The organism is Arthrobacter sp. 08Y14 (genome assembly GCF_002929455.1).
In the GTDB taxonomy this organism is placed as follows: domain Bacteria; phylum Actinomycetota; class Actinomycetes; order Actinomycetales; family Micrococcaceae; genus Arthrobacter_B; species Arthrobacter_B sunyaminii.
The window spans coordinates 401,291-424,408 of record NZ_PJIX01000001.1; the positions used below are offsets into that span (position 1 = coordinate 401,291).

35 protein-coding genes and 1 pseudogene are annotated in these 23,118 nt (G+C 61.8%); 1 reads left to right on the forward strand and 35 read right to left on the reverse strand.

The genetic code is table 11. The features are described from left to right. Positions 1 to 104 precede the first annotated feature (104 nt). Entirely contained in the window at positions 105 to 1,022 is a 918-nt protein-coding gene (coaA, locus tag CXR03_RS01800; protein ID WP_216202377.1) for a type I pantothenate kinase, read from the forward strand. Between the two features lie 24 nt (positions 1,023 to 1,046). Here coaA and glmM read toward each other — a convergent pair whose 3' ends face one another. From glmM to CXR03_RS18220, 35 genes and pseudogenes are all read right to left on the reverse strand, one after another. Further along, positions 1,047 to 2,411 carry a phosphoglucosamine mutase gene (gene glmM / locus CXR03_RS01805; protein WP_104101579.1) on the reverse strand — a complete coding sequence of 455 codons (1,365 nt, stop codon included), beginning with the start codon at positions 2,409 to 2,411 and terminating at the stop codon, positions 1,047 to 1,049. A gap of 224 nt (positions 2,412 to 2,635) precedes the next feature. Continuing rightward, positions 2,636 to 3,133, reverse strand: coding sequence for a 30S ribosomal protein S9 (rpsI, locus tag CXR03_RS01810; RefSeq protein WP_104052710.1), 498 nt, complete (start codon positions 3,131 to 3,133; stop codon positions 2,636 to 2,638). Positions 3,134 to 3,173: 40 nt separating this feature from the next. Continuing rightward, positions 3,174 to 3,617, reverse strand: coding sequence for a 50S ribosomal protein L13 (gene rplM, locus CXR03_RS01815; RefSeq protein WP_104052711.1), 444 nt, complete (start codon positions 3,615 to 3,617; stop codon positions 3,174 to 3,176). A gap of 242 nt (positions 3,618 to 3,859) precedes the next feature. Beyond that, positions 3,860 to 4,801 carry a tRNA pseudouridine(38-40) synthase TruA gene (locus tag CXR03_RS01820; RefSeq protein ID WP_104101580.1) on the reverse strand — a complete coding sequence of 314 codons (942 nt, stop codon included), beginning with the start codon at positions 4,799 to 4,801 and terminating at the stop codon, positions 3,860 to 3,862. 37 nt (positions 4,802 to 4,838) lie between these two features. Then, positions 4,839 to 5,381 carry a 50S ribosomal protein L17 gene (gene rplQ, locus CXR03_RS01825; protein ID WP_104101582.1) on the reverse strand — a complete coding sequence of 181 codons (543 nt, stop codon included), beginning with the start codon at positions 5,379 to 5,381 and terminating at the stop codon, positions 4,839 to 4,841. A 66-nt stretch (positions 5,382 to 5,447) separates the two neighbouring features. After that, positions 5,448 to 6,458, reverse strand: a complete 1,011-nt coding sequence (locus CXR03_RS01830) for a DNA-directed RNA polymerase subunit alpha (protein WP_104052714.1) — start codon at positions 6,456 to 6,458, stop codon at positions 5,448 to 5,450. A gap of 186 nt (positions 6,459 to 6,644) precedes the next feature. Next, complete coding sequence (gene rpsK / locus CXR03_RS01835; protein WP_104052715.1) at positions 6,645 to 7,046, reverse strand: 30S ribosomal protein S11; 402 nt, start codon at positions 7,044 to 7,046, stop codon at positions 6,645 to 6,647. 67 nt (positions 7,047 to 7,113) lie between these two features. Then, on the reverse strand, positions 7,114 to 7,491 hold the full coding sequence (gene rpsM, locus CXR03_RS01840) for a 30S ribosomal protein S13 (RefSeq protein WP_104101584.1): 378 nt from the start codon (positions 7,489 to 7,491) through the stop codon (positions 7,114 to 7,116). A gap of 158 nt (positions 7,492 to 7,649) precedes the next feature. After that, the gene (gene rpmJ / locus CXR03_RS01845) at positions 7,650 to 7,763 is read right to left on the reverse strand and encodes a 50S ribosomal protein L36 (RefSeq protein WP_012397712.1); all 114 of its coding nucleotides are present in this window, start codon (positions 7,761 to 7,763) and stop codon (positions 7,650 to 7,652) included. 84 nt (positions 7,764 to 7,847) lie between these two features. After that, positions 7,848 to 8,069 carry a translation initiation factor IF-1 gene (gene infA / locus CXR03_RS01850; RefSeq protein WP_055239372.1) on the reverse strand — a complete coding sequence of 74 codons (222 nt, stop codon included), beginning with the start codon at positions 8,067 to 8,069 and terminating at the stop codon, positions 7,848 to 7,850. A gap of 254 nt (positions 8,070 to 8,323) precedes the next feature. Next, positions 8,324 to 9,154, reverse strand: coding sequence for a type I methionyl aminopeptidase (gene map, locus CXR03_RS01855; RefSeq protein WP_104101586.1), 831 nt, complete (start codon positions 9,152 to 9,154; stop codon positions 8,324 to 8,326). 15 nt (positions 9,155 to 9,169) lie between these two features. After that, positions 9,170 to 9,742, reverse strand: a complete 573-nt coding sequence (locus tag CXR03_RS01860) for an adenylate kinase (protein ID WP_104052718.1) — start codon at positions 9,740 to 9,742, stop codon at positions 9,170 to 9,172. Further along, entirely contained in the window at positions 9,739 to 11,049 is a 1,311-nt protein-coding gene (gene secY, locus CXR03_RS01865; RefSeq protein ID WP_104052719.1) for a preprotein translocase subunit SecY, read from the reverse strand. Before secY ends, CXR03_RS01860 begins: the two co-directional genes overlap by 4 nt. Before the next feature lie 253 nt (positions 11,050 to 11,302). Beyond that, positions 11,303 to 11,767, reverse strand: coding sequence for a 50S ribosomal protein L15 (rplO, locus tag CXR03_RS01870; RefSeq protein ID WP_104101587.1), 465 nt, complete (start codon positions 11,765 to 11,767; stop codon positions 11,303 to 11,305). A 1-nt stretch (position 11,768) separates the two neighbouring features. Then, a complete protein-coding gene (rpmD, locus tag CXR03_RS01875) occupies positions 11,769 to 11,981 on the reverse strand; it encodes a 50S ribosomal protein L30 (RefSeq protein WP_104052721.1) in 213 nt (70 codons plus the stop codon). Beyond that, the gene (gene rpsE / locus CXR03_RS01880) at positions 11,981 to 12,658 is read right to left on the reverse strand and encodes a 30S ribosomal protein S5 (protein WP_181032224.1); all 678 of its coding nucleotides are present in this window, start codon (positions 12,656 to 12,658) and stop codon (positions 11,981 to 11,983) included. Before rpsE ends, rpmD begins: the two co-directional genes overlap by 1 nt. Before the next feature lie 29 nt (positions 12,659 to 12,687). Then, complete coding sequence (rplR, locus tag CXR03_RS01885) at positions 12,688 to 13,071, reverse strand: 50S ribosomal protein L18 (RefSeq protein ID WP_104101589.1); 384 nt, start codon at positions 13,069 to 13,071, stop codon at positions 12,688 to 12,690. Positions 13,072 to 13,073: 2 nt separating this feature from the next. Continuing rightward, entirely contained in the window at positions 13,074 to 13,610 is a 537-nt protein-coding gene (rplF, locus tag CXR03_RS01890) for a 50S ribosomal protein L6 (RefSeq protein WP_104052724.1), read from the reverse strand. 18 nt (positions 13,611 to 13,628) lie between these two features. Then, positions 13,629 to 14,027, reverse strand: a complete 399-nt coding sequence (rpsH, locus tag CXR03_RS01895; RefSeq protein ID WP_104052725.1) for a 30S ribosomal protein S8 — start codon at positions 14,025 to 14,027, stop codon at positions 13,629 to 13,631. A gap of 90 nt (positions 14,028 to 14,117) precedes the next feature. Continuing rightward, positions 14,118 to 14,687, reverse strand: coding sequence for a 50S ribosomal protein L5 (gene rplE, locus CXR03_RS01900; protein ID WP_104101591.1), 570 nt, complete (start codon positions 14,685 to 14,687; stop codon positions 14,118 to 14,120). Beyond that, a complete protein-coding gene (rplX, locus tag CXR03_RS01905; protein ID WP_104101592.1) occupies positions 14,687 to 15,046 on the reverse strand; it encodes a 50S ribosomal protein L24 in 360 nt (119 codons plus the stop codon). Before rplX ends, rplE begins: the two co-directional genes overlap by 1 nt. A gap of 3 nt (positions 15,047 to 15,049) precedes the next feature. Beyond that, positions 15,050 to 15,418: a 50S ribosomal protein L14 gene (gene rplN, locus CXR03_RS01910; protein ID WP_055239356.1), complete on the reverse strand. Its 369-nt coding sequence runs from the start codon at positions 15,416 to 15,418 to the stop codon at positions 15,050 to 15,052. Positions 15,419 to 15,771: 353 nt separating this feature from the next. Further along, on the reverse strand, positions 15,772 to 16,077 hold the full coding sequence (gene rpsQ / locus CXR03_RS01915) for a 30S ribosomal protein S17 (protein ID WP_104052729.1): 306 nt from the start codon (positions 16,075 to 16,077) through the stop codon (positions 15,772 to 15,774). After that, entirely contained in the window at positions 16,074 to 16,406 is a 333-nt protein-coding gene (gene rpmC, locus CXR03_RS01920) for a 50S ribosomal protein L29 (protein ID WP_104052730.1), read from the reverse strand. Before rpmC ends, rpsQ begins: the two co-directional genes overlap by 4 nt. Before the next feature lie 2 nt (positions 16,407 to 16,408). Then, positions 16,409 to 16,825 carry a 50S ribosomal protein L16 gene (gene rplP, locus CXR03_RS01925; RefSeq protein WP_104052731.1) on the reverse strand — a complete coding sequence of 139 codons (417 nt, stop codon included), beginning with the start codon at positions 16,823 to 16,825 and terminating at the stop codon, positions 16,409 to 16,411. Next, on the reverse strand, positions 16,826 to 17,668 hold the full coding sequence (gene rpsC / locus CXR03_RS01930; protein WP_104052732.1) for a 30S ribosomal protein S3: 843 nt from the start codon (positions 17,666 to 17,668) through the stop codon (positions 16,826 to 16,828). Continuing rightward, the gene (rplV, locus tag CXR03_RS01935) at positions 17,669 to 18,034 is read right to left on the reverse strand and encodes a 50S ribosomal protein L22 (RefSeq protein ID WP_104052733.1); all 366 of its coding nucleotides are present in this window, start codon (positions 18,032 to 18,034) and stop codon (positions 17,669 to 17,671) included. 38 nt (positions 18,035 to 18,072) lie between these two features. Then, entirely contained in the window at positions 18,073 to 18,354 is a 282-nt protein-coding gene (rpsS, locus tag CXR03_RS01940) for a 30S ribosomal protein S19 (RefSeq protein WP_104052734.1), read from the reverse strand. 12 nt (positions 18,355 to 18,366) lie between these two features. Beyond that, positions 18,367 to 19,206, reverse strand: coding sequence for a 50S ribosomal protein L2 (gene rplB, locus CXR03_RS01945; protein ID WP_104052735.1), 840 nt, complete (start codon positions 19,204 to 19,206; stop codon positions 18,367 to 18,369). A 30-nt stretch (positions 19,207 to 19,236) separates the two neighbouring features. After that, the gene (gene rplW, locus CXR03_RS01950; RefSeq protein ID WP_104052736.1) at positions 19,237 to 19,542 is read right to left on the reverse strand and encodes a 50S ribosomal protein L23; all 306 of its coding nucleotides are present in this window, start codon (positions 19,540 to 19,542) and stop codon (positions 19,237 to 19,239) included. Then, positions 19,539 to 20,153 carry a 50S ribosomal protein L4 gene (gene rplD / locus CXR03_RS01955; RefSeq protein ID WP_104052737.1) on the reverse strand — a complete coding sequence of 205 codons (615 nt, stop codon included), beginning with the start codon at positions 20,151 to 20,153 and terminating at the stop codon, positions 19,539 to 19,541. The genes rplW and rplD overlap by 4 nt, the downstream gene beginning before the upstream one ends. Before the next feature lie 4 nt (positions 20,154 to 20,157). Beyond that, on the reverse strand, positions 20,158 to 20,814 hold the full coding sequence (rplC, locus tag CXR03_RS01960; RefSeq protein WP_104052738.1) for a 50S ribosomal protein L3: 657 nt from the start codon (positions 20,812 to 20,814) through the stop codon (positions 20,158 to 20,160). Positions 20,815 to 20,831: 17 nt separating this feature from the next. Further along, entirely contained in the window at positions 20,832 to 21,140 is a 309-nt protein-coding gene (gene rpsJ, locus CXR03_RS01965) for a 30S ribosomal protein S10 (protein ID WP_003803825.1), read from the reverse strand. A 469-nt stretch (positions 21,141 to 21,609) separates the two neighbouring features. Continuing rightward, positions 21,610 to 21,735, reverse strand: a complete 126-nt coding sequence (locus tag CXR03_RS18540; RefSeq protein WP_258059862.1) for a hypothetical protein — start codon at positions 21,733 to 21,735, stop codon at positions 21,610 to 21,612. Positions 21,736 to 21,767: 32 nt separating this feature from the next. Next, positions 21,768 to 23,118, reverse strand: a pseudogene (locus tag CXR03_RS18220) (hypothetical protein); the annotation flags it as partial.

Sequence of the window (23,118 nt, forward strand, 5' to 3'; positions counted from 1 at the left end):
CAGGGCAGAATCATAAAGTGAGCGACCGAACATCAAACTCAGGTCAGACCCCGTCCGCCAAGAGCTCTTCCGGGAACGGAGGGGACAGCGGCTTTACGCCGTTTGTGGAACTCGACCGGCAGACGTGGTCCCGGCTTTCCAACGAAATCCGGTCACCGCTGAACCAGGATGACATCCTGCGGCTGCGCGGTTTGGGCGAGAAACTGAACCTTGATGAAGTGCGCGAGGTTTATCTTCCTCTTTCGCGCCTGCTCAACCTCTACGTTGCAGCCGCCGGGCGCCTGCACAGCGCCACCACTACTTTCCTGGGTGAGAAGACCACCCGGACTCCCTTCGTCATCGGGCTGGCCGGCTCCGTGGCTGTGGGCAAGTCCACTACCGCACGCGTCCTGAGGGAGATGCTGCGGCGCTGGCCGGACACGCCAAACGTGGAGCTCATCACCACCGACGGTTTTCTGTATCCAAACGCCGAGCTGCAAAGGCGCGGCCTGATGCAGCGCAAGGGCTTTCCGGAGTCCTACGACCGTCGTGCCCTGCTGCGTTTTGTCAGCGCCATCAAGAGCGGTGCCGAAGAAGTGCGGGCACCGCGGTACTCCCACCTGACCTACGACATCGTCCCGGGCGAGGAGATTGTTGTCCGGCGGCCGGATGTGCTGATTGTTGAGGGGCTGAACGTTCTTGCGCCGGCCAGGACACGAGCCGATGGCCGGGCCGGCCTTGCCCTGAGCGACTTTTTCGATTTCTCGATCTACGTCGACGCCCGGACCTCGTACATCGAGGAGTGGTACGTCCAGCGTTTCCAGTCTCTGCGCGGCGGAGCTTTTGCGGACCCGGAATCCTATTTCCACCGTTATGCCGACCTGACGGATGAGCAGGCCCGGGCAACCGCCCTGGACATCTGGAAGCGCATCAACGAGCCCAACCTCATCACCAATGTGCTGCCCACGCGCGGGCGCGCCCAGCTGGTTCTCACCAAGGATGCGGACCACTCGGTGAGCCGCATGCTCCTGCGCAAGACCTAGGACTGCGCCCGCGGGGTCTTCGGGTCAGGCCCGGGCGAAGGGCTCCAACGCGAGGTTGTTCTCGACGGTTTCTGCGAGCTTGGAGGCAATCGAGGCCGCAGTCTCCATGTCCGCCGCCTCAACCATCACGCGGACCAGGGGCTCGGTTCCCGAGGGGCGCAGCAGGACCCGGCCCGTTTCACCCAAGACTGACTGGGCATCCGCTACGGCCTGCCGGACAGCCTCGTTGCTGCCCACAGCAGCCTTGTCGACGCCCTTGACGTTGATCAGGACCTGGGGAAGCTTGGTCATGATGCCGGCAAGTTCCTTGAGCGTACGTCCGGTCCGCTTGACCTGCGCGGCAAGCTGCAGGCCGGTAAGGACACCGTCGCCCGTGGTCGCGTACTCGGAGAAAATGACGTGCCCGGACTGCTCGCCGCCCAGGCTGTAGCCGCCTTCACGCATGCCTTCCAGGACGTACCGGTCCCCCACTCCGGTTTCCCGCACGCTGATGCCGGCTTCCCTCAGCGCAAGTTTCAGGCCCAGGTTGCTCATCACGGTCGCCACCAGCGCATCGTCCTTGAGCTTGCCGGCTGCTTTCAGGGAGACCGCCATGATCGCCATGATCTGGTCGCCGTCCACGACCGTGCCCTCATGGTCCACGGCGAGGCAGCGGTCGGCGTCGCCGTCGTGGGCAACGCCCATGTCCGCGCCGTGTTCCAAGACCGCAGCCTGCAGTTTCTCCAGGTGCGTTGAACCGCAGCCGTCATTGATATTGATCCCGTCCGGATCCGCACCAATGACAATAACCTCGGCACCGGCATCCGCGAAGACCTGGGGAGAACAGCCGCTGGCGGCACCGTTGGCGCAGTCCAGTACCACTTTCAGTCCGTCAAGCCGGTTCGGCAGTGTCTGCAGCAGGTGGATGACATACCGGTCTTCCGCGTCCGCAAAGCGGTGGATCCGGCCGACTTCGGCTCCGGTGGGCCGCAGGTTCGGCTTGGACATCTCAGTTTCAATGTCGTCTTCAGCGGCGTCGTCGAGCTTCTGCCCGCCGCGCGCCAGGAATTTGATGCCGTTGTCCGGGGCTGCATTGTGCGATGCGGAAATCATCACGCCAAAGTCTGCATTCAGGTCCGCGACCAGGAAGGCCGCTGCCGGGGTGGGGAGCACGCCGGCATCAAAGACGTCCACGCCGGAGCTGGCCAGTCCGGCTTCCACGGCCGCCGAGATGAAGTCTCCGCTGATTCGGGGATCACGGGCTACTACCGCAACCGGCCTGCGGCCGTTTTCTACACGCCGGTGCCCCAAAACGACGGCGGCCGCCTGTGCCAGGCCCAGGGCCACTTCGGCGGTGATCAGGCCATTGGCCAGGCCACGGACGCCGTCGGTTCCAAACAATCTAGTCATCGCACATAATCCTCAAACAGGGGGCAGGGCATGAGGCCGCCGAACGGGGCGGCCCACTGGGCTATTGTGCCACTGGATTGGCTCGGCCTACTAAGTGGCCTGCGCAAGCGGGGCGAAAGTACACGGTTTCCGCGTCGAAGATCACGTCCAAAAACGCCAAAAGGCCGCCCGCTGATGCGGACGGCCTTTTGGTCCAACGCCTCGGCGCTTGGAGAAGCGCTGAATTAGCGCTTCGAGTACTGCGGTGCCTTGCGGGCCTTCTTGAGACCGGCCTTCTTGCGCTCGATGACGCGGGCGTCACGAGTCAGGTAACCGGCCTTCTTCAGGGTCGGGCGGTTGTTCTCGCGGTCGATCTCATTCAGCGAACGAGCAACACCCAGGCGCAGCGCACCGGCCTGGCCGGAGGGGCCACCACCGTGGATCCGGGCGATAACGTCGTAGGCGCCGTCGAGGTCCAGGACCTTGAAGGGCTCGTTGACGTCCTGCTGGTGCAGCTTGTTCGGGAAGTAAGCAGCCAGCTCGCGGCCGTTTACCAGCCACTTGCCGGTGCCCGGGACAACGCGCACGCGGGCAATAGCCTGCTTGCGGCGGCCAACGGCGGAGCCGGAGACCGTCAGTGCCGGGCGTTCCTTGACAGCAGCCTCGGCTGCGTCAGGGGTTTCCGAGGTGTAGCTGGAAAGCTCCTCGGTTGATTCATTCAGCTCTTCAGTGTTCTGAGCCACGATTCTCCTTGAATTAATTCTTTAGTTGGCGGGGCCAGAACTACTGGGCGACCTGGGTGATTTCGAAGGTCTTGGGCTGCTGGGCTCCATGCGGGTGCTCTGCACCGCGGTAGACCTTGAGCTTGCTGATCTGCTGTGCAGCCAGGGAATTCTTGGGCAGCATGCCGCGGATGGCCTTCTCAACTGCACGTACCGGATTCGACTCCAGCAGTTCTGCGTAGTTGACGGAGGACAGACCGCCCGGGTAACCCGAGTGGCGGTAGGCACGCTTCTGTTCGAGCTTGGCGCCGGTCAGGGCAACCTTCTCAGCGTTGATGATGATGACGAAATCGCCCATATCCATGTGGGGAGCGAAGGTCGGCTTGTGCTTTCCGCGCAGCAGTGTTGCGGTCTGGCTGGCAAGACGGCCTAGGACAACGTCGGTGGCGTCAATGACGTGCCACTGGCGGTTGATGTCGCCGGGCTTCGGGGTGTACGTACGCACGGTGTTTGCCTTCGTTTCTTCTTCTTAGGTGGCGCGGACCATATGGATGCCACATGTTCCGCAGCTTCTCTATGCGTTTACCGGATGGTCAGGTGAGGACTGATGTAACCAGTGGTCCTGATGTACTCGGCTATTTCCCCGGGGCCAGGTGGCTCTGCAACTGAGCCGCTCCCGTGGGCATAGACCTATCGAGGTAGGACACGCACAACGACTATAAACAATAGCCTGCTTCCCGGGCCAGGTCAAAAACCGGGGATGGCACGCCTGGCGCGGGTATTGTCCGCCCTCAGCTGCATTTCGTCCTCCGGCGGATACCGGACCTCTTCCAGGATAAGCGGATGCGGAGGGGCAAGCAGCGACTTGGAATCCCGGACCCGTGCCTGGAGTCTCGTGGCCAGCCATTCCGGGGACCGATCCCCCGCTCCCACGAGGATGGCGCCCCCTACGAGGGAGCGAACCATATTGTGGCAGAAGGCATCGGCGCGCAGATGCGCTTCCATGACGCCGTCGGGCCGCCTGAGGAAGGAGAACTCCTGGAGCTCCCGAACCGTGGTGGCACCGGTGCGCGGCTTGCAGAAAGACAGGAAATCCCGAACACCCAGAACCGTATCGGCAGCTGCGTTCATCCGGTGCTCATCGAGGGAAAAGTCATGCCACAGGGTCACTGCCCTGGTCAGCGGATCGCGGCCGGCTTCACGGTCTGCGATCCGGTAGCTGTATCGGCGCCAGAGTGCCGAGAAACGCGCGTCGAACCCCTCCGGCGCCAGGGAAGCCGAATGGACCGCAATGGCTCCCTCCATGGCGTGGATGGCGCGCTTGGGGGCTTTCGCCTTGCGCAGCGGCATGGTGAGGTCCTTGTTCAGGATGCCGCGCATGCGCCGGATGAGGGCCTCTTCCGGGGTAAGGGCTGCTCCGCGGGGCAAACCCGCCCATTCGGGGCCGGTGAGGTCGAAATGGACCACCTGTCCGCGGGCATGGACGCCGGAATCCGTGCGTCCGGCGACGGTTAGCCGGACCGGCCTCCTGATCAATACCTCCAGGGCCGCCTCAAGGCTTCCCTGAACCGTTGGCAGGCCGTCCTGGCAGGCCCAGCCGTAGAACGGCGCGCCGTCGTAGGACAGGTCCATCCGGACACGAAAAAGCCCGCCGTCCTGGGAAGGTACGGCGGGCCTATCGTTACTCATGCCCTCAATATTAAGGGACTGAGCGCTGAAGCGAAAATTACTTCTTCTCTTCGGTTTCCACTGCTTCGTCAGCGGAATCTGCGGAGTCGGCAGACTCAGCGGACTCTGCGGAGTCTGCGGAGTCGGCCGATTCGGCGGACTCTGCAGATTCAGCGGACTCGACCGGAGCGGAAACAGCAGCAGCGGTTTCAGCTTCAGCCACTACGGCCTGCTTGGCCGAGAGGGGTTCGAGAACCAGTTCGATGACAGCCATGGGAGCGTTGTCGCCCTTGCGGTTGCCGATCTTCGTGATGCGGGTGTAGCCGCCGTCGCGCTTCTCGACTGCCGGAGCAATGTCGGTGAAGAGCTCGTGGACAATACCCTTGTCCGAGATCAGGCCCAGGACGCGGCGGCGGGAAGACAGGTCTCCGCGCTTTGCGAACGTGATCAGACGCTCGGCGTAGGGACGCAGGCGCTTGGCCTTCGTCACCGTGGTGGTGATCTGCTTGTGCTCGAACAGCTGGGCAGCCAGGTTCGCCAGCATCAGGCGCTGGTGGGCCGGGCTGCCTCCGAGGCGCTTACCCTTGGTGGGTGTAGGCATTACATTTTCTCCTCAAACGGTGCCGAACGGAGCTCTTGTGGCCCGGACGGCAATATTTTGCGTGTGTTAGAGCTCGTCGTCCGAGTATTCGGACTCGTCCTCTTCAATAGCTGCGGCACGGGCGGCCAGATCAAATCCGGGAGGGGAATCCTTCAGGGACAGACCGAGCTCGACCAGCTTTGCCTTTACCTCATCAATGGACTTTGCACCGAAGTTGCGAATGTCCATCAGGTCAGCCTCGGAGCGGGCAACGAGTTCACCCACAGTGTGGATGCCTTCACGCTTGAGGCAGTTGTAGGAACGCACCGTGAGCTCAAGGTCTTCGATCGGCAGAGCCATGTCGGCTGCCAGGGCGGCATCCGTGGGGCTCGGACCGATTTCAATACCTTCAGCAGCACTGTTCAGTTCACGGGCCAGGCCGAACAGTTCAACCAGGGTGGTGCCGGCAGAGGCGACAGCGTCGCGCGGTGCAATGGCATCCTTGGTCTCAACGTCAACGATCAGGCGATCGAAGTCGGTGCGCTGTTCAACACGGGTGGCCTCCACGCGGAAGGTCACCTTCAGGACCGGCGAGTAGATGGAGTCAACCGGAATGCGGCCGATCTCCTGGTCACCGGACTTGTTCTGGCTGGCGGAAACATAGCCGCGTCCGCGTTCGATGGTCAGTTCGAGCTCGAACTTACCCTTCGAATTCAGGGTGGCAATGTGCAGATCCGGGTTGTGGAACTCCACGCCGGCCGGCGGAGCGATGTCCGCAGCCGTTACGACGCCGGGACCCTGCTTGCGCAGGTAGGCGACAACGGGCTCGTCGTGCTCGGAGGAGACCGACAAGTTCTTGACGTTCAGGATGATCTCAGTGACATCTTCCTTCACGCCCGGAACCGTGGTGAACTCGTGCAGCACGCCGTCGATCCGAATGCTGGTTACTGCAGCACCGGGGATCGAGGACAGGAGCGTACGGCGGAGGGAGTTGCCGAGGGTGTAGCCGAAACCGGGTTCCAGCGGTTCGATGATGAACCGTGAACGGTTGTCCGCTACGACTTCTTCAGTGAGGGTGGGGCGCTGTGCAATGAGCACTTGCATTTCCTTTCAGCGAGCGTCCGCTATATGACGCAACACAAATGGTGGAAACGACGACGACGGGTCTTCCGCGGGCGTCTTGGACGGCTGGCAGCCACGTGCCCGGAGCCGGAGGCGTCCGATGGGCGGCCCGCCCCGAAGGGTGGACCGCCCGCCGGATATTACCGGTACCGCAAGTGCTGCTTAGACGCGGCGGCGCTTCGGGGGACGGCAGCCGTTGTGCGCGCTCGGGGTGACATCCGAAATGGAGCCAACTTCCAGGCCGGTGGCCTGGAGCGAACGGATAGCGGTTTCGCGGCCGGATCCCGGACCCTTGACGAAGACGTCGACCTTGCGGACGCCGTGCTCCTGGGCGCGCTTTGCGGCGGCTTCAGCAGCCATCTGCGCAGCGAACGGGGTGGACTTGCGAGAGCCCTTGAAGCCAACCTCACCGGCGGAAGCCCATGAGATAACAGCACCGGACGGGTCCGTGATGGACACGATGGTGTTGTTGAACGTGCTCTTGATATGCGCCTGGCCCAGCGCGATATTCTTCTTATCCTTGCGACGCGGTTTGCGGACCGCTCCACGAGTCTTGGGGGGCATTGCTTCTCCTACAAAGAGTTTGGTTTAGGTGGCCCGCTAAAGGGGCCGTGGCCTCACACCGCTAGGTTTAGCGGGTGGCCTTCTTCTTACCGGCAACCGTACGCTTCGGGCCCTTGCGGGTACGAGCGTTGGTCTTCGTGCGCTGGCCGTGAACGGGCATGCCACGACGGTGGCGGATACCCTGGTAGCTGCCGATTTCCACCTTGCGGCGGATGTCAGCGGCTACCTCGCGGCGGAGGTCACCCTCAACCTTGAAGTTGCCCTCGATGTAGTCACGCAGCTGAACGAGTTCAGCGTCCGTGAGGTCCTTGACGCGAGTATCCGGGCTGATGCCGGTCTCTGCCAGGGTCTGGTCTGCACGGGTCTTGCCCACGCCGTAGATATAGGTAAGCGCAATCACTACCCGCTTTTCGCGGGGAATGTCAACGCCAGCGAGACGTGCCATATCGGCGGTTCTCCTCTTGTTTCACCGGAGGTCTGAAGCAGTGCGTCCCTGTTGCCAGGTCCCCGGCCTCCGTGCCGGGGGTATGCGTTACGCGTATCAACGCTGCACTGCCATATTCAAATTACTACTACGCGTGGGCCGTCCCTGAAAGCAGGAAATTAGCCCTGGCGCTGCTTGTGGCGCGGGTTCTCGCAGATCACCATGACTCGACCGTTACGGCGAATCACCTTGCACTTATCGCAGATCTGCTTGACGCTCGGCTGGACCTTCATGGTTATCCTTTGCGTGGTTGCAGGGTTGGGCCGCTGGCGGCAGGCGTTCCAACTGTCCGGAACGCCGGCTGTTTGCGGCGGTTTTTACTTGTAGCGGTAGACGATACGGCCCCGGGTGAGGTCGTACGGGCTAAGTTCCACCACAACGCGGTCTCCGGGGAGGATGCGAATGTAGTGTTGACGCATCTTTCCCGAGATGTGTGCGAGCACAATGTGGCCGTTGGCCAGCTCAACGCGGAACATCGCGTTGGGCAGGGCTTCGTTGACCGAGCCCTCAATCTCAATGACGCCGTCTTTCTTGGCCATATCCTCCGCTAACGTCTGTGTCCATGCGCATGCGCGCAGGACGGTTTATGTCTTTGGTTCTCCCGGATGCTTCCTGCCCCCGCCAACTGAGGCGAAGTCCGCACTGCCGGCCGCTTGAACAGCGGCCCGCGTGCTTGGAAAAGGGCACGAATATAGAGACAACCAACAGATAACTCTACTCGACAAGGGGGATTAAGTTAAATCCCACCCCGCCTGCCGCCCCGGCCCCCTCGGACGGGGACCGGGTGCAGCAATCAATCTTCGGGAATCGGCACCGGCGTCACGCCCAGCGGAGCCAGCTTGGAGGCTCCACCATCGGGGGAGGTCAGGACCCAGATTCCCTTTTCATGAACCGCCACCGAGTGTTCCCACTGCGAGGCACGGGATTTGTCGGTGGTAACCACCGTCCAGTCGTCCTCCAGCGTGACGGTCTCAATCTTGCCGCGGACCAGCATCGGCTCGATGGCCAGGCACAGTCCGGGCCGGAGCTTGGGACCGTTGTGCGAGGTCCGGTAGTTGAGCACATCCGGCGCCTGGTGCATCTCGGTACCGATGCCGTGACCCACATAGTCCTCCAGGATTCCGAGCGGCTTGCCCGGAACCGAAGAAACGTAGTCATCAATGGCCGCTCCGATGTCGCCGACAAACCGGCCCTTGGCTGCGGCAGCGATGCCGTGCCACATGGCCTGCTCCGTGACGTCGGACAGCCGCTGGTCCTCGGGATCCGCGGTGCCCACAATGACGGTGCGCGCCGAGTCCGAGTGCCAGCCGTTAACCACGGCTCCCCCGTCGATCGAAAGGATGTCCCCGTCTGTGAGGACCCGCTCCCCCGGAATGCCGTGAACCACTTCCTCGTTCACCGACACGCAGACCGTTGCCGGGTAGCCGTGATAGCCAAGGAAGTTCGAGGTTGCCCCCGCGTCCTTGAGCACCGCGGCAAACGCAGCGTCAATGTCCGCTGTGGTTGCACCAACCACCGCGGCCTCGACGGCGGCGTCAAGGGCCCGGATCAGCACGAGGCCGGCCTCGCGCATGATGCGCATCTGCGCATTGGTTTTGTATTGGATTCGAGGCTGGCCGAACATATCTCTTCTAACTCTCTAGCAAATATCTTTGAGGGCTTCCATGACGCGCTCGGTGACATCGTCAATGCCGCCCAGTCCGTCAACGCGGGCCACGATGCCGCGCTTGTCGTAGCTGGCGACGACGTCGGCGGTCTGGGCCTTGTACAGGTCCAGACGGTGCCGGATGACGTCCTCGTTGTCGTCGGCGCGGCCTTCAAGTTCTGCCCGCTTGAGCAGGCGCTGAACGAGCTCCTCGTCGTCGGCCGTCAGCTGCAGGACGACGTCGAGCTTCTGGCCCTTCCCGGCCAGGATGTCGTCCAGCTCTTCAACCTGCGCAGCGGTGCGGGGGTAGCCGTCCAGGAGGAACCCGTCCTTCACGTCGTCTTCCTGCAGGCGCGCCCGGACCATTTCATTGGTGACGGAATCCGGCACAAAATTTCCGGCGTCGATGTACTTCTTGGCCTCGATGCCAAGCGGTGTTTCATTCTTGACGTTGGCACGGAAGATGTCGCCGGTGGAGATTGCAGTGACCCCAAGCCGCTCCGAGATCCGGGCCGCCTGTGTGCCTTTGCCGGCGCCGGGAGGTCCGATAATGAGCATTCTTGTCATCGCAATAACCCTTCGTAGTGACGCTGCTGGAGCTGCGCGTCAATTTGTTTGACTGTTTCGAGTCCCACACCAACCATGATGAGGATCGAGGTTCCGCCGAACGGGAAGTTCGCGTTAGCTCCGACCAGCACCAGAGCAATCAGCGGAATGAGGGCAACAAAACCCAAGTAGAGGGCGCCGGGCAGGGTGATGCGGGACAGCACGTACTGCAGGTATTCGGCGGTGGGGCGGCCGGCCCGGATGCCGGGAATGAAGCCGCCGTACTTCTTCATGTTTTCCGAGACTTCCTCCGGGTTGAAGGTGATCGACACGTAGAAGTAGGTGAAGAACACGATCAGCAGGAAGTAGACGGCCATGTAGAACGGATGGTCGCCGCTGGTGAGGTAGTTGTTGATCCAGATGACCCACTCCGGCGGTGCGCCGTTGGCAGGGGTGTTGAACTGGGCAATCAGCGACGGCAGGTACAGCATGGAGGACGCGAAGATCACCGGGATGACGCCGGCCATGTTGACCTTGATGGGAATGTAGGTGTTAGTGCCCCCGACGGTACGGCGGCCCACCATGCGCTTGGCGTACTGCACCGGAATGCGGCGCTGGGACTGCTCGACGAAGATCACGAGGGCAACCACCAGGACGCCGATGGCGAGAACGGCAAGGAAGACGGTCCAGCCCTGCGCACTGAGGATGGCACCGAGCGAGCTCGGGAAACCTGCGGCGATCGAGGTGAAGATCAGGAGGGACATGCCGTTGCCGACACCCTTTTCAGTGACCAGTTCACCCATCCACATGATGAGGCCGGTGCCGGCTGTCAGCGTAATGATGAGCAGCAGGATGGTGATGATGTTGTCATCCGGGATGATCGGCACGGAGCAGGCGTTGTTGAACAGCGCTCCTGTGCGGGCCAGGGAGACGACGGTGGTGGCGTTAAGCAGGCCAAGGGCGATGGTCAGGTAACGCGTGTACTGCGTCAGCTTGGACTGTCCCTGGGCCCCTTCCTCGTAGAGGGCCTGGAAGTGGGGAATCACCACGCGCAGCAGCTGAACGATGATGCTGGCGGTGATGTACGGCATGATGCCCAGGGCAAAGATGGAGACCTGCAGCAGGGCGCCGCCGCTAAAGAGGTTAACGAATTCGTAGAGGCCACCTGAAGTGGCACCCAGAGCCAAGCACTGCTGCACATTGCCGTAGTCAACACCCGGGGCCGGGATAAAAGCACCCATGCGGAAGATAGTGATGATTCCCAGCGTAAACAACAGCTTGCGTCGCAGGTCTGGCGTCCGGAAAGCCCGGCCAATAGCGCTAAGCAAGCGTCCTCCTGAATGAGATCTGAAGTAGGTGAAGTCCAAATGGACTGGTAACAAAAACAGAGTCTATCCGCTCATGCCCCGTAGAACGTTAACGGGGCCCGCGGCGTAGTAGTGCCTTAAACAAAACTAAACCCCCGGCGGGCCGCAGGGCGGCCCGCCAAGAGTTTAGTCGTAGTCCTGCTCGCCGTGCAGACGACTGCCGGGGGCCGGTCTCCCGGCCGCCCGAAGTCATTGCACGAATCAGACACAGTGCTTAGAGCGCCGTGGTCGATCCGCCTGCAGCGGCAATCTTCTCAGCCGCACTGGCGGAGAAGGCATCTGCCGTGACATTCACCTTGACGGTGATGTCGCCGGAGCCCAGGACCTTGACGGGCTGGTTCTTGCGAACGGCGCCCTTGGCAACCAGATCAGCAACAGTGACCTCGCCGCCTTCGGGGAACAGCTCCGAGATCTTGTCCAGGTTTACCACCTGGAACTCAACCCGGAACGGGTTCTTGAAGCCGCGCAGCTTCGGCAGGCGCATGTGCAGCGGCAGCTGCCCGCCAGCGAAACCGGCCTTGACCTGGTAACGGGCCTTGGTGCCCTTCATACCGCGGCCTGCGGTCTTACCCTTGGAACCTTCACCGCGGCCAACACGGGTCTTGGCCGTCTTGGCACCGGGTGCCGGACGCAGGTGGTGAACCTTGAGCGCGTGCTCGTTGTTGTTTTCTTCGGCCATGTTAATTCGCCTCCTCAACCTTCACGAGGTGCGGAACCGTGTTGATCATGCCAACGGTCACGGCGTCTGCAGTACGAACGGTGGTAGCACCGATGTGCCGCAGGCCCAATGAGCGCAGCGTGTCCTTCTGATTCTGCTTACCACCGATGGTGGACTTAATCTGAGTAATCTTCAGTGTTGCCGTGCTGACGGCAACGTTCTTCGGAGTAGTCATCAGGCACCTGCCTTCTGCATGTTGCGGAGCATCGCAGCCGGCACAACCTCGTCCAGCGGCAGGCCGCGGCGGGCTGCCACTGCCTGAGGCTCTTCGAGGCGCTTCAGCGCATCAACCGTGGCGTGCACGATGTTGATGGCGTTGGAGGACCCGAGCGACTTGGACAGTACGTCATGGATACCGGCGCATTCGAGAATGGCGCGGACCGGACCACCGGCGATAACACCGGTACCCGGGGAAGCCGGACGCAGCAGGACAACGCCTGCAGCAGCTTCACCCTGGACCAGGTGCGGGATGGTTCCACCGATACGCGGGACGCGGAAGAAAGTCTTCTTGGCTTCTTCAACGGCCTTCGCGATTGCGGAGGGAACTTCCTTGGCCTTGCCGTAGCCGACACCAACCATGCCGTTGCCGTCTCCGACAACAACGAGGGCGGTGAAGCTGAAGCGACGACCACCCTTGACAACCTTGGCGACGCGGTTGATGGTCACGACGCGTTCAATGAACTTGTCCTTCTCATCGTTGCGTCCGCCGTCGCGGCCGCCGCGGCCACCGCGTTCGCCGCGGCCTCCACGGTCGGAGCGCTGCTCGCCCTTGCGTCCGCCGCGGCGGTCGTCAGTGGCGGGAGCGGCGGCGTCCTTGGTCTCAGTTGCCTCAGCAGCTGTAGCTTCAGTCACCTGATTTTCCTTTTCCTTGTTAGCCTCGGTCACAGTGACAGCCCACCTTCGCGTGCGCCGTCTGCAACGGCCGCGATACGGCCGTGGTAGCGGTTGCCACCGCGGTCGAAGACAACGGCTTCAACGCCGGCAGCCTTGGCACGCTCGGCAACGAGCTCGCCAACGCGCTTGGACTTGGCAGTCTTGTCGCCCTCCAGTGCGCGCAGGTCAGCTTCCATGGTGGAAGCCGATGCAACGGTTACGCCGCGGGTGTCATCGACAACCTGGACGAATACGTGGCGGGCCGAGCGGTTGACCACCAGGCGCGGACGAGCCGCGGTACCGGAGATCCGCTTGCGGATGCGCAGCTGGCGGCGGCTGCGCGCAGCCGACTTGCTCTTGGAATTACGCTTCTTGTTAATGCTGATGGCCATGGTTACTTACCAGCCTTTCCGACCTTGCGGCGGACAATCTCGCCGGCATAACGAATACCCTTGCCCTTGTAGGGATCGGGCTTGCGCAGCTTGCGGATGTTGGCCGAAACCTCGCCCACCTGCTGCTTGTCGATGCCGGACACTGTGACCTTCGTGGGGCCCACGACGGTAAGCGTGATGCCCTCGGGTGCCGTGACCGGAACCGGGTGGCTGTAGCCCAGGGCGAACTCGAGGTCCGAACCCTTGGCCACTACGCGGTAACCGGTACCAACGATTTCCAGGTCCTTCTTGTAGCCTTCGGTCACACCGGTGATCATGTTGCTGATCAGGGTGCGGGTCAGGCCGTGAAGGGAACGGGATTCGCGCTCGTCGTTCGGGCGGGCAACGGTGATGGTGTTGTCTTCGAGCGTGACAGTGATCGGGCTGGGCACAGTGTGGCTCAGCTCGCCCTTGGCACCCTTGACGGAGACAAGGTTGCCGTCAACGGAAATTTCAACTCCGGCAGGAACCGAGATGGGCAGACGTCCAATACGTGACATTTTTCTTTCCCTTCCCTGCTACCAGACGTAGGCGAGGACTTCCCCACCTACACCCTTCTTGGCGGCCTGGCGGTCGGTCAGGAGACCTGACGACGTCGACAGGATTGCGATTCCCAGACCACCGAGAACACGCGGCAGGTTGGTGGACTTTGCGTATACGCGCAGACCGGGCTTGGAGATACGACGCACGCCGGCGATGGAACGCTCGCGGTTCGGACCGAATTTGAGATCAAGGGTCAGCTTCTTGCCGACGACGGCCTCTTCTTCCTTCCAGCCGGCAATGTAGCCCTCGGCCTTCAGGATGTCAGCAACGCGTGCCTTGAGCTTGCTGTAAGGCATGGACACGGAATCGTGGTATGCCGAGTTTGCATTGCGCAGACGCGTAAGCATGTCTGCGACAGGATCTGTCATTGTCATTGGGCTCTTGCCCTCCCTCGTAACGGTTTCCTGCGGAATTCCGGCTCAGGCGCACCTGGCCGGGAGTCCGTCGGACCTGTTACGTAGTAATTAATCTTCGGATTTGAACGGGAAGCCGAGCGCCTTCAGCAGCGCGCGTCCCTCGTCATCGGTCTTTGCAGTGGTAACCACGGTGATGTCCATGCCGCGTACGCGGTCGATCTTGTCCTGATCGATTTCGTGGAACATCGACTGTTCGGTCAGGCCGAACGTGTAGTTGCCGTTGCCGTCGAACTGCTTGCCGTTCAGGCCGCGGAAGTCGCGGATACGCGGCAGGGCGAGGGTAACCAGGCGGTCCACGAATTCCCACATGCGGTCTCCACGCAGAGTTGCGTGGCAGCCGATGGGCATGCCTTCGCGCAGCTTGAACTGTGCGATGGACTTGCGGGCCTTCGTAACCTGCGGCTTCTGACCCGTGATCTGGGTCAGGTCCTTGACTGCGCCGTCAATGAGCTTGGAGTCCTTGGCGGCATCTCCAACACCCATGTTCACAACCACCTTGACGAGGCGGGGAACCTGGTTGACGTTTGCGTAGTTGAATTCGTCCTGCAGGGTCTGCTTGATCTCCGCTGCGTAGCGGGTCTTCAGACGGGGGACGGTCTTGGTGACAGTCTCAGTCATTAGAGGTCCTTCCCAGAGCCCTTGGCGACGCGGATACGCACAGTGCGCTCACGGCCGTCTTTTTCGACGATTTCCTGGCGGTAGCCAACGCGGGTCGGCTTCTTCGTTTCCGGGTCAACGACTGCGACGTTGGAAACGTGGATGGGAGCCTCAACGGTTTCGATGCCACCGGTCTTGGAGCCCTTGGAGGACTGTCCAACCTTGGTGTGCTTCTTGACAGTGTTGATTCCTTCAACCAGAACGCGGTTGGTGTCGGTGTAAACCTTCAGAACCTTGCCCTGCTTGCCGCGGTCGCCGCCGCGTTCAGCCTTTGCACCGGTGATGACCTGAACCAGGTCACCCTTTTTGATTTTTGCCATGGACTACAGCACCTCCGGAGCCAGCGAAATGATCTTCATGAACTTCTTGTCGCGAAGTTCGCGGCCGACCGGGCCGAAGATGCGGGTACCGCGGGGGTCTCCGTCATTCTTCAAGATCACTGCAGCGTTCTCATCGAACTTGATGTAGGAACCGTCCTGGCGGCGGCGTTCCTTCTTGGTACGAACGATGACGGCCTTGACCACATCGCCCTTCTTGACGTTGCCGCCGGGAATTGCATCCTTGACGGTGGCAACAATGGTGTCGCCAATGCCTGCGTAGCGACGGCCGGATCCACCGAGAACGCGGATGGTCAAGATTTCCTTGGCACCCGTGTTGTCGGCGACCTTCAGTCGCGACTCCTGCTGAATCACTTATTACTCCTGTCGTCGCGCCGGTTCTCAAACTGAGCCTTGCGGAACGGATATGGGTGGACCCCGTAATACTGGTACTCAGCACTTCCCCGCCAGGGGCGAACCGCGGCTGGCCGCGGCAAAGTGCCGAACAAGATTATCGGGCTTTTGTCTCATACGGCGGTGAGGATGCTCAATCCAAAACTGGACACACTTCCGCACCGCACAGACAAGATTTCAAGTTTACCGCGAAAGGGCCCCGGATGCGAAATCGGATGATAACGCGGCCGGGGCCCTGTCGCCGGATGGCGGTTGCCGGTGAGCTCATCCCGAGAGGATCAGCTCACCGGCGGCCGGCCGGATGTACTTCTTTGTTACTTGGCCTTTTCGAGGATCTCGACCAGGCGCCACCGCTTCGTAGCGGAGAGCGGCCGGGTTTCCGAGACCAGCACGAGGTCTCCAACGCCGGCAGCATTCTGCTCGTCGTGGGCCTTGAGCTTCGAAGTGCGGCGAAGCACCTTGCCGTACAGGGCGTGCTTCACGCGGTCTTCAACCTGGACAACGATGGTCTTATCCATCTTGTCCGAAACCACGTAGCCGCGTGCGGTCTTCCGGTACCCGCGGGCATCGGCGCCGTTTGCGTCAGTTGTCACTGCTGCCTCATTCTTGTTTTCACTCATTTGGCATCATCCTCAGCGACCTTGGCTTCAGCTTCAGACTCAGTAGCCTTCTTCTTGGACTTCTTCGCTGCCTTTTCAGGAGCTGCTTCCTCAACGGGAGCAACAACCTCGGGACGAATCCCCAGTTCGCGCTCACGCAGCACGGTGTAGATGCGTGCAATGTCGCGCTTCACTACGCGCAGACGGCCGTGGCTTTCCAGCTGGCCGGTTGCGGACTGGAAGCGGAGGTTGAACAGCTCTTCCTTGGCCTTGCGAAGTTCCTCGACGAGACGGTCCTTATCGAAGCCGTCAAGCTGCTTCGATGCCAGTTCCTTTGAACCAATTGCCATTTCTATTCACCACCCTCGCGACGCACAATGCGTGCCTTCAACGGCAGCTTATGGATCGCCAGGCGCAGTGCCTCACGAGCTACCTCTTCATTAACACCGGAGATCTCGAAGAGAACCCGACCCGGCTTCACGTTTGCAACCCACCACTCCGGAGAACCCTTACCGGAACCCATGCGGGTTTCGGCCGGCTTCTTCGTCAGCGGACGGTCAGGGTAGATGTTGATCCAGACCTTACCGCCGCGCTTGATGTGGCGCGTCATGGCAATACGTGCAGCTTCGATCTGACGGTTGGTGACGTATGCAGGCGTCAGAGCCTGGATACCCCACTCGCCAAAGCTGACTGCGGTGCCGCCGGTAGCAGCGCCGGAACGACCCGGGTGGTGCTGCTTGCGGAACTTGACTCGACGTGGGATAAGCATTTAAGCCTGTCCTCCTTCTGCTGCGGGAGCGGCTGCCTCAGCGGCCGGAGCCTCTGCAGCAGCAGGCGCGGCGGCCTTGTCGGCACGCTCGGGACGACGACGGCGGTCGCCGCCACGGTCTCCGCGATCGGCCGGGCCGCGGCCCGGACGGTCGCTGGAACGTCCGCGGGACGGTGCAGCAGCCTGCTGTGCAGCCAGTTCCTTGGCGGTAACGTCACCCTTGTAGATCCAAACCTTCACACCGATACGGCCGAAGGTGGTCTTGGCTTCGAAGAAGCCGTAGTCGATCTGCGCGCGGAGGGTGTGCAGGGGCACACGGCCTTCGCGGTAGAACTCCGAACGGCTCATTTCAGCGCCGCCCAGACGGCCGGAGCACTGGATACGGATACCCTTTGCACCTGCACGCTGTGCGGACTGGATAGCCTTCTTCATTGCACGGCGGAAAGCCACGCGGGAAGAGAGCTGCTCAGCAACGCCCTGGGCAACAAGCTGTGCTTCCATCTCGGGGTTCTTGACCTCGAGGATGTTCAGCTGAACCTGCTTGCCCGTGAGCTTCTCCAGCTCGCCGCGGATGCGGTCTGCTTCGGCGCCGCGGCGACCGATAACGATGCCCGGACGAGCCGTGTGGATATCCACGCGGACACGGTCACGGGTGCGCTCGATCTCAACCTTGGCGATGCCGGCGCGGTCCATGCCGGTGGACATCAGCTGACGGATCTTGATGTCCTCGCGGACGAAGTCCTTGTAGCGCTGGCCCGGCTTGTTGCTGTCAGCAAACCAGTGCGATACATGGTCAGTGGTAATGCCGAGTCGGAACCCGTGCGGGTTAACCTTCTGTCCCACTTAGCGTTCCTCCTCGATTTTGGGGGTTGCGACAACCACAGTGACGTGGCTGGTCCGCTTGTTGATGCGGTACGCGCGGCCCTGTGCACGGGGCTGGAACCGCTTCATGGTGGGCCCTTCGTCAACGAATGCTTCGCTGATGAAGAGGTCACCCTCATCGAAGGCCACACCGTCACGGTCCGCGAGGACACGTGCGTTGGCCATGGCCGACTGAACTACCTTGAATACCGGCTCCGAAGCTGCCTGGGGGGCAAACTTCAGAATTGCCAGAGCCTCATTCGCTTGCTTGCCACGAACAAGGTTGACGACGCGCCGGGCCTTCATAGGCGTTACGCGGATATGACGCGCAATTGCCTTGGCTTCCATTGCTTTCCTTCTCTCGTCTTCTGCCGAAAGAGCAGCGCCTAGCGGCGCTTGCCCTTGCGGTCGTCCTTCACATGGCCGCGGAATGTCCGCGTCAGAGCGAATTCGCCGAGCTTGTGCCCGACCATCGACTCGGTGACAAACACCGGAATGTGCTTACGTCCGTCGTGTACGGCGATCGTGTGCCCGAGCATGTCGGGGATGATCATCGAACGACGGGACCACGTCTTGATGACGTTCTTGGTGCCCTTTTCGTTTTCGGCCGCTACCTTAAGGAACAGGTGCTGGTCGACGAAGGGGCCTTTCTTCAGGCTGCGTGGCATGTTTCCAGGCTCCTATCGCTTGTTCTTGCCGGAACGACGGCGACGCACAATGAGGTTGTCGCTCTCTTTATTGGGGCGGCGTGTGCGGCCTTCGCGCTTACCGTTCGGGTTGACCGGGTGGCGTCCACCGGAGGTCTTACCTTCACCACCACCGTGCGGGTGGTCGACCGGGTTCATGGCGACACCGCGGACGGTCGGGCGTACGCCCTTCCAGCGCATACGGCCGGCCTTACCCCAGTTGATGTTGGACTGCTCGGCGTTGCCGACCTCGCCGACCGTTGCGCGGCAACGGGCGTCGACGTTACGGATTTCGCCGGAAGGCAGACGCAGCTGGGCGAAGCGGCCTTCCTTGGCAACAAGCTGAACCGATGCACCGGCGGAGCGGGCCATCTTGGCACCGCCGCCCGGACGCAGTTCAACTGCGTGGATGGTGGTACCCACGGGGATGTTGCGCAGGGGCAGGTTGTTGCCGGGCTTGATATCAGCGCCGGCGCCGGCCTCTACGTGGTCGCCCTGCTTGAGCTTGTTCGGAGCAATGATGTAACGCTTGGTGCCATCAACGTAGTGCAGCAGCGCAATGCGGGCGGTACGGTTCGGATCGTATTCGATCTCGGCAACGCGAGCGTCGACGCCGTCCTTGTCGTGGCGGCGGAAGTCGATCAGACGGTACTGACGCTTGTGCCCACCACCCTTGTGCCTGGTCGTGATCTTACCGGTGTTGTTACGGCCGCCCTTTTTGGGCAGCGGGCGTACCAACGACTTTTCCGGCGTCGACCGCGTGATTTCGGTGAAGTCGGCTACGCTCGAGCCGCGACGGCCCGGTGTAGTCGGCTTGTATTTACGGATTCCCATTATTTATTCCTCGTTAAAGTGGTCTCCGCCCTAGCTGAGCGGACCGCCGAAGATGTCGATTGTGCCGTCCTTCAGGGTGACAATGGCGCGCTTGGTGTTCTTGCGCTGTCCCCATCCGAACTTGGTCCGCTTGCGCTTACCGGCACGGTTGATGGTGTTGATCGAGTCGACCTTGACGGAGAAGATTTTCTCCACGGCCAGCTTGATCTCGGTCTTGTTGGAGCGGGGGTCGACCAGGAAGGTGTACTTACCTTCGTCGATCAGGCCGTAGCTCTTTTCCGAAACGACGGGTGCAAGCACTACGTCGCGAGGGTCCTTAGCGGTGGTCGCGCTCATTTGGCGTCCTCCTTGACAGTGTTCTTGCCGACGAACTCGTCGTAGGCAGCCTTGGTGAAGACCACGTCGTCGGCAACCAGCACGTCATACGTGTTCAGCTGATCTACATAGATCACGTGAACATCGGTGAGGTTGCGCACGGACAGTGCAGCAACGTCGTTGGCGCGCTCGATAACAACGAGCATGTTCTTGCGTTCGGTCAGCGAACGCAGGGACTCACGAGCAGCCTTGGTGGACGGCGTTTCGCCGGCTACCAGGGTTTCCAGCACGTGGATGCGGCCGTTGCGTGCCCGGTCCGAGAGTGCACCGCGGAGTGCGGCGGCAATCATCTTCTTGGGGGTGCGCTGGCTGTAGTCGCGGGGCGTCGGTCCGTGAACCACGCCACCACCGGTCATGTGAGGAGCACGGATGGAACCCTGACGGGCGCGGCCGGTACCCTTCTGCTTGAACGGCTTGCGGCCTGCACCGGAGACCTCTGCGCGGGTCTTCGTCTTGTGCGTACCCTGGCGGGCAGCTGCAAGCTGAGCAACTACAACCTGGTGCAGAAGCGGAACGTTCGTCTGAACGTCGAAGAGTGCTGCGGGGAATTCAACAGTGGTTTCGTTAGCCATGAGACTAAGCTCCCTTCACGGCGGTGCGTACGAGGACGACCTGGCCGCGGGCGCCGGGAATGGCACCCTTGATCAGCAGGAGCGACTTCTCGGCGTCCACACCGTGAACCGTGAGGTTCATCGTGGTGTGGCGGACGGCGCCCATGCGGCCTGCCATCCGAACGCCCTTGAAGACGCGGCCCGGGGTGGATGCGCCACCGATGGAACCGGGCTTACGGTGGTTCTTGTGTGCACCGTGGGAGGCACCGACGCCGTGGAAGCCGTGACGCTTCATAACACCGGCGAAGCCCTTGCCCTTGGAGGTTCCGGTGACGTCGACCTTCTGGCCGGCTTCGAAAATCTCAACAGAGAGTTCCTGGCCCAGCTCGTAGGTGTCGGCGTCTGCGGTGCGCAGTTCAACAACGTGGCGGCGAGGCGTGACGCCTGCCTTTTCAAAGTGGCCGGCCAGCGGCTTGGTCACCTTGCGCGGGTCGATCTGGCCGTAGCCGATCTGAACGGCGGTGTAGCCGTCCTTATCCGCGTTGCGCAGCTGCGTAACAACGTTTGAGTCAGCCTGGACAACGGTCACGGGGATGAGCTTGTTGTTCTCGTCCCAGACCTGAGTCATGCCCAGCTTGGTGCCCAGAAGGCCCTTGACCTGGCGTGTAAGTGAAGTAGACATATGTATCTGCTCCCCCCCTACAGCTTGATTTCGATGTTCACGTCTGCAGGCAGGTCAAGACGCATCAGCGAGTCAACGGCCTTAGGCGTGGGGTCAATGATGTCGATCAGACGCTTGTGCGTGCGCATTTCAAAGTGCTCGCGGCTGTCCTTGTACTTGTGCGGCGAACGGATAACGCAGTACACGTTCTTTTCCGTGGGCAGCGGCACGGGGCCTACTACCGTTGCGCCTGCACGCGTGACCGTCTCAACGATCTTCCGTGCTGATACGTCGATGACCTCGTGGTCATACGACTTCAGCCGGATGCGGATTTTTTGTCCCGCCATGGCGTCGTGCCTCTTTCTTCGAGTATTGCTCTCTGTACAGTTTTTGTACCTAGCTGCCTTTACGGCCTGGCACTCCTCCAACAGACTGAATCCGGATAAATCCGGGTTCCTCACCCTGCCGAGGCTCCGACCCCCGCGCTCGGGCGTGTCGCGGATGTTGCATCTGCGACGCCCTGGCAAGAATGGGGGCGGGTTATATATGGGCTTTTCCCCTAAAGGATCCGCCCCTGCATCAGGCATTATCCTGACCGGGACGCAATCTCATCACACGCTTGGGGCCGATCCATTCGGACCGGACGGGCGCATGCGGGCACAAAAGCGCTTGAACAACTTCTCTAGTCTGCCAGAACAGCGCAGAATCCGCCAATCGGCGTTCCGCTGCCAAGCAGAACGGCCGCTACGTTCAGCGGCCTATAACAAGTCAACGTTCCCCAGTTTAGCGCAGGCCGGGGCCCACGGAAAACCAGGCTCAGGGCCTGCGGTTGGAACGGCGGATGCGCTTGCCGCGGTCGAGTTCACGGCGGAAGGTCCGCCGACCCCACACGACGGCGCCTGCGACAGCCACAACAACGGCAAGGATGATCAGTAGTTCCATTTGTCGATCCTAAACCAGATGCGGGCAAGCCTCTAGGATGCGGTTTCTCCTGCTGAGTCCGAACGCACCCGGTTCAGCCTCCAGACAGCCAGGGCAATGAGGGCTGCGGCCAGGAGCGCAAGCAGCAGGAACGTGTAGCCGCGCAGATACCAGAGCACGGCAAGGGCAACCCCGGCGGCGCCCCAAACCGTGAACAGCCGCCGGCTGGCGAGGACGCCGAATGCCAGCAGGCCAGCATGCGCCACCAGTGCCCACACCTGCTCGCCGGCGTTCCCGCTGACTACCGTGGTCAAACCGGTAGCGGACAGCAGCGCCGCGGAGGCTGACAGGACAGCTGCTCCCCGCGCGCTGCGGCGGCGGTAGAACTCGTAGACGGCAAGCGCTGCCAGAAACACCACCCAGAATTGCAGTGCCCAGAACCAGCCGGTGTCTTCAACGAAGAACCAGATGATGCGCTGCAGTGCCAGTGCGCCCACGAGGGCACCGGCTTCCCCAGCGTCCTCCCGCCGCTCGGCCGGTACTTCCAGGACTGCTGCCGCCAGAGCACAGATCAGGACCACGGAACCGTAAAGCGCTGAGGCGTTGTCCGTGGACATGGCCGCGACTCCTGCGCCCGCGGCGATGAGAGACGCACTGGAACCTAAAATGCGCTGCCGCAGCACGGCGTCGGGATTCTGTGGCAGAACGGAGCACACAGTCCGTACCGCGTACAGCGCCACGGCAGCTGAAAAACCCGGCCACAACTGCGCGGAGCCTGGCAGGAACGCGATCTCCAGAATGTCACGGCTGATCCATCCGTAAAGCAGGAACGAAGCAGCCAGGACCCCCGCCGATGCTGCAGCAGCGAGCCACGGAAGCTTACGGGTGAAAGAAACACCGTGAAACCCTGCGGCCAGAAGCAACAGGGCCAATCCGTCAAACAACGTCTGTCCCTCCCAGACGGCCAGTGCCAGCACCAGAACGGGATAACCGCCGGCCGCAACAAGGAAGGGGTTGCGGACGTTTCGCCCAGCCTCTTTCCGGCACTCGCCAAAGAGCGCTGCTGCCCCAAGCACCAGGAGGGCCACGCAGGCAGCTGCCACGGAGATTGGCGACTCGGCGGCTCCGGTGCCCTTGCCCAGGACTCCCCCGCTGCTGAACTCGATAACAGGTGCCAGCACAACGGGGAGCAGTCCCAGGGCATAGACGCCGGCGTACAGGGCGTTGCCGTTCCGGTCCTTTCGAAAAGCCGCCAGGGACACGCTCAGGAGCAGCGCCAAGGAGAGTGCCACAACATGGCGCTGAGTCCCGCTGCCTGCAATTTGGAAGTAGGCCAGGGGCAGCAAAGCCAGCACCGCAATACTCCCCCACTGAGCAACCGGCACCAGCTGACCCAGTCCCACA

What these genes read in the sequence shown, in the direction of transcription:
- rplD (WP_104052737.1), bottom strand. Translation starts at nt 20,153, where the DNA reads ATGGCTAACGAAACCACTGTTGAATTCCCCGCAGCACTCTTCGACGTT.
- rplE (WP_104101591.1), bottom strand. Translation starts at nt 14,687, where the DNA reads ATGACTGAGACTGTCACCAAGACCGTCCCCCGTCTGAAGACCCGCTAC.
- rplQ (WP_104101582.1), bottom strand. Translation starts at nt 5,381, where the DNA reads ATGCCTACACCCACCAAGGGTAAGCGCCTCGGAGGCAGCCCGGCCCAC.
- infA (WP_055239372.1), bottom strand. Translation starts at nt 8,069, where the DNA reads ATGGCCAAGAAAGACGGCGTCATTGAGATTGAGGGCTCGGTCAACGAA.
- rplB (WP_104052735.1), bottom strand. Translation starts at nt 19,206, where the DNA reads ATGGGAATCCGTAAATACAAGCCGACTACACCGGGCCGTCGCGGCTCG.
- rpsJ (WP_003803825.1), bottom strand. Translation starts at nt 21,140, where the DNA reads ATGGCGGGACAAAAAATCCGCATCCGGCTGAAGTCGTATGACCACGAG.
- rplP (WP_104052731.1), bottom strand. Translation starts at nt 16,825, where the DNA reads ATGCTTATCCCACGTCGAGTCAAGTTCCGCAAGCAGCACCACCCGGGT.
- rpsQ (WP_104052729.1), bottom strand. Translation starts at nt 16,077, where the DNA reads ATGAGTGAAAACAAGAATGAGGCAGCAGTGACAACTGACGCAAACGGC.
- rpmD (WP_104052721.1), bottom strand. Translation starts at nt 11,981, where the DNA reads ATGACTACTCCGAAGAACGTTGCCGTCAGCACGGCAACACTGAAGATT.
- rplV (WP_104052733.1), bottom strand. Translation starts at nt 18,034, where the DNA reads ATGGAAGCCAAGGCAATTGCGCGTCATATCCGCGTAACGCCTATGAAG.
- map (WP_104101586.1), bottom strand. Translation starts at nt 9,154, where the DNA reads ATGTTCGGCCAGCCTCGAATCCAATACAAAACCAATGCGCAGATGCGC.
- rplR (WP_104101589.1), bottom strand. Translation starts at nt 13,071, where the DNA reads ATGGCCATCAGCATTAACAAGAAGCGTAATTCCAAGAGCAAGTCGGCT.
- CXR03_RS18540 (WP_258059862.1), bottom strand. Translation starts at nt 21,735, where the DNA reads ATGGAACTACTGATCATCCTTGCCGTTGTTGTGGCTGTCGCAGGCGCC.
- CXR03_RS01820 (WP_104101580.1), bottom strand. Translation starts at nt 4,801, where the DNA reads ATGAGTAACGATAGGCCCGCCGTACCTTCCCAGGACGGCGGGCTTTTT.
- rplF (WP_104052724.1), bottom strand. Translation starts at nt 13,610, where the DNA reads ATGTCACGTATTGGACGTCTGCCCATCTCGGTTCCTGCCGGAGTTGAA.
- glmM (WP_104101579.1), bottom strand. Translation starts at nt 2,411, where the DNA reads ATGACTAGATTGTTTGGAACCGACGGCGTCCGTGGCCTGGCCAATGGC.
- rpsH (WP_104052725.1), bottom strand. Translation starts at nt 14,027, where the DNA reads ATGACAATGACAGATCCTGTCGCAGACATGCTTACGCGTCTGCGCAAT.
- rpsM (WP_104101584.1), bottom strand. Translation starts at nt 7,491, where the DNA reads ATGGCACGTCTCGCTGGCGTTGACATTCCCCGCGAAAAGCGGGTAGTG.
- rplW (WP_104052736.1), bottom strand. Translation starts at nt 19,542, where the DNA reads ATGAGCGCGACCACCGCTAAGGACCCTCGCGACGTAGTGCTTGCACCC.
- rplO (WP_104101587.1), bottom strand. Translation starts at nt 11,767, where the DNA reads ATGGCCGAAGAAAACAACAACGAGCACGCGCTCAAGGTTCACCACCTG.
- rpmC (WP_104052730.1), bottom strand. Translation starts at nt 16,406, where the DNA reads ATGGCAATTGGTTCAAAGGAACTGGCATCGAAGCAGCTTGACGGCTTC.
- rplC (WP_104052738.1), bottom strand. Translation starts at nt 20,814, where the DNA reads ATGTCTACTTCACTTACACGCCAGGTCAAGGGCCTTCTGGGCACCAAG.
- rpsK (WP_104052715.1), bottom strand. Translation starts at nt 7,046, where the DNA reads ATGCCCCCCAAGACTCGTGGAGCGGTCCGCAAACCGCGTCGCAAGGAT.
- CXR03_RS01860 (WP_104052718.1), bottom strand. Translation starts at nt 9,742, where the DNA reads ATGACAAGAATGCTCATTATCGGACCTCCCGGCGCCGGCAAAGGCACA.
- rpsS (WP_104052734.1), bottom strand. Translation starts at nt 18,354, where the DNA reads ATGCCACGCAGCCTGAAGAAAGGCCCCTTCGTCGACCAGCACCTGTTC.
- rplX (WP_104101592.1), bottom strand. Translation starts at nt 15,046, where the DNA reads ATGGCAAAAATCAAAAAGGGTGACCTGGTTCAGGTCATCACCGGTGCA.
- rpmJ (WP_012397712.1), bottom strand. Translation starts at nt 7,763, where the DNA reads ATGAAGGTCCAGCCGAGCGTCAAGCAGATCTGCGATAAGTGCAAGGTG.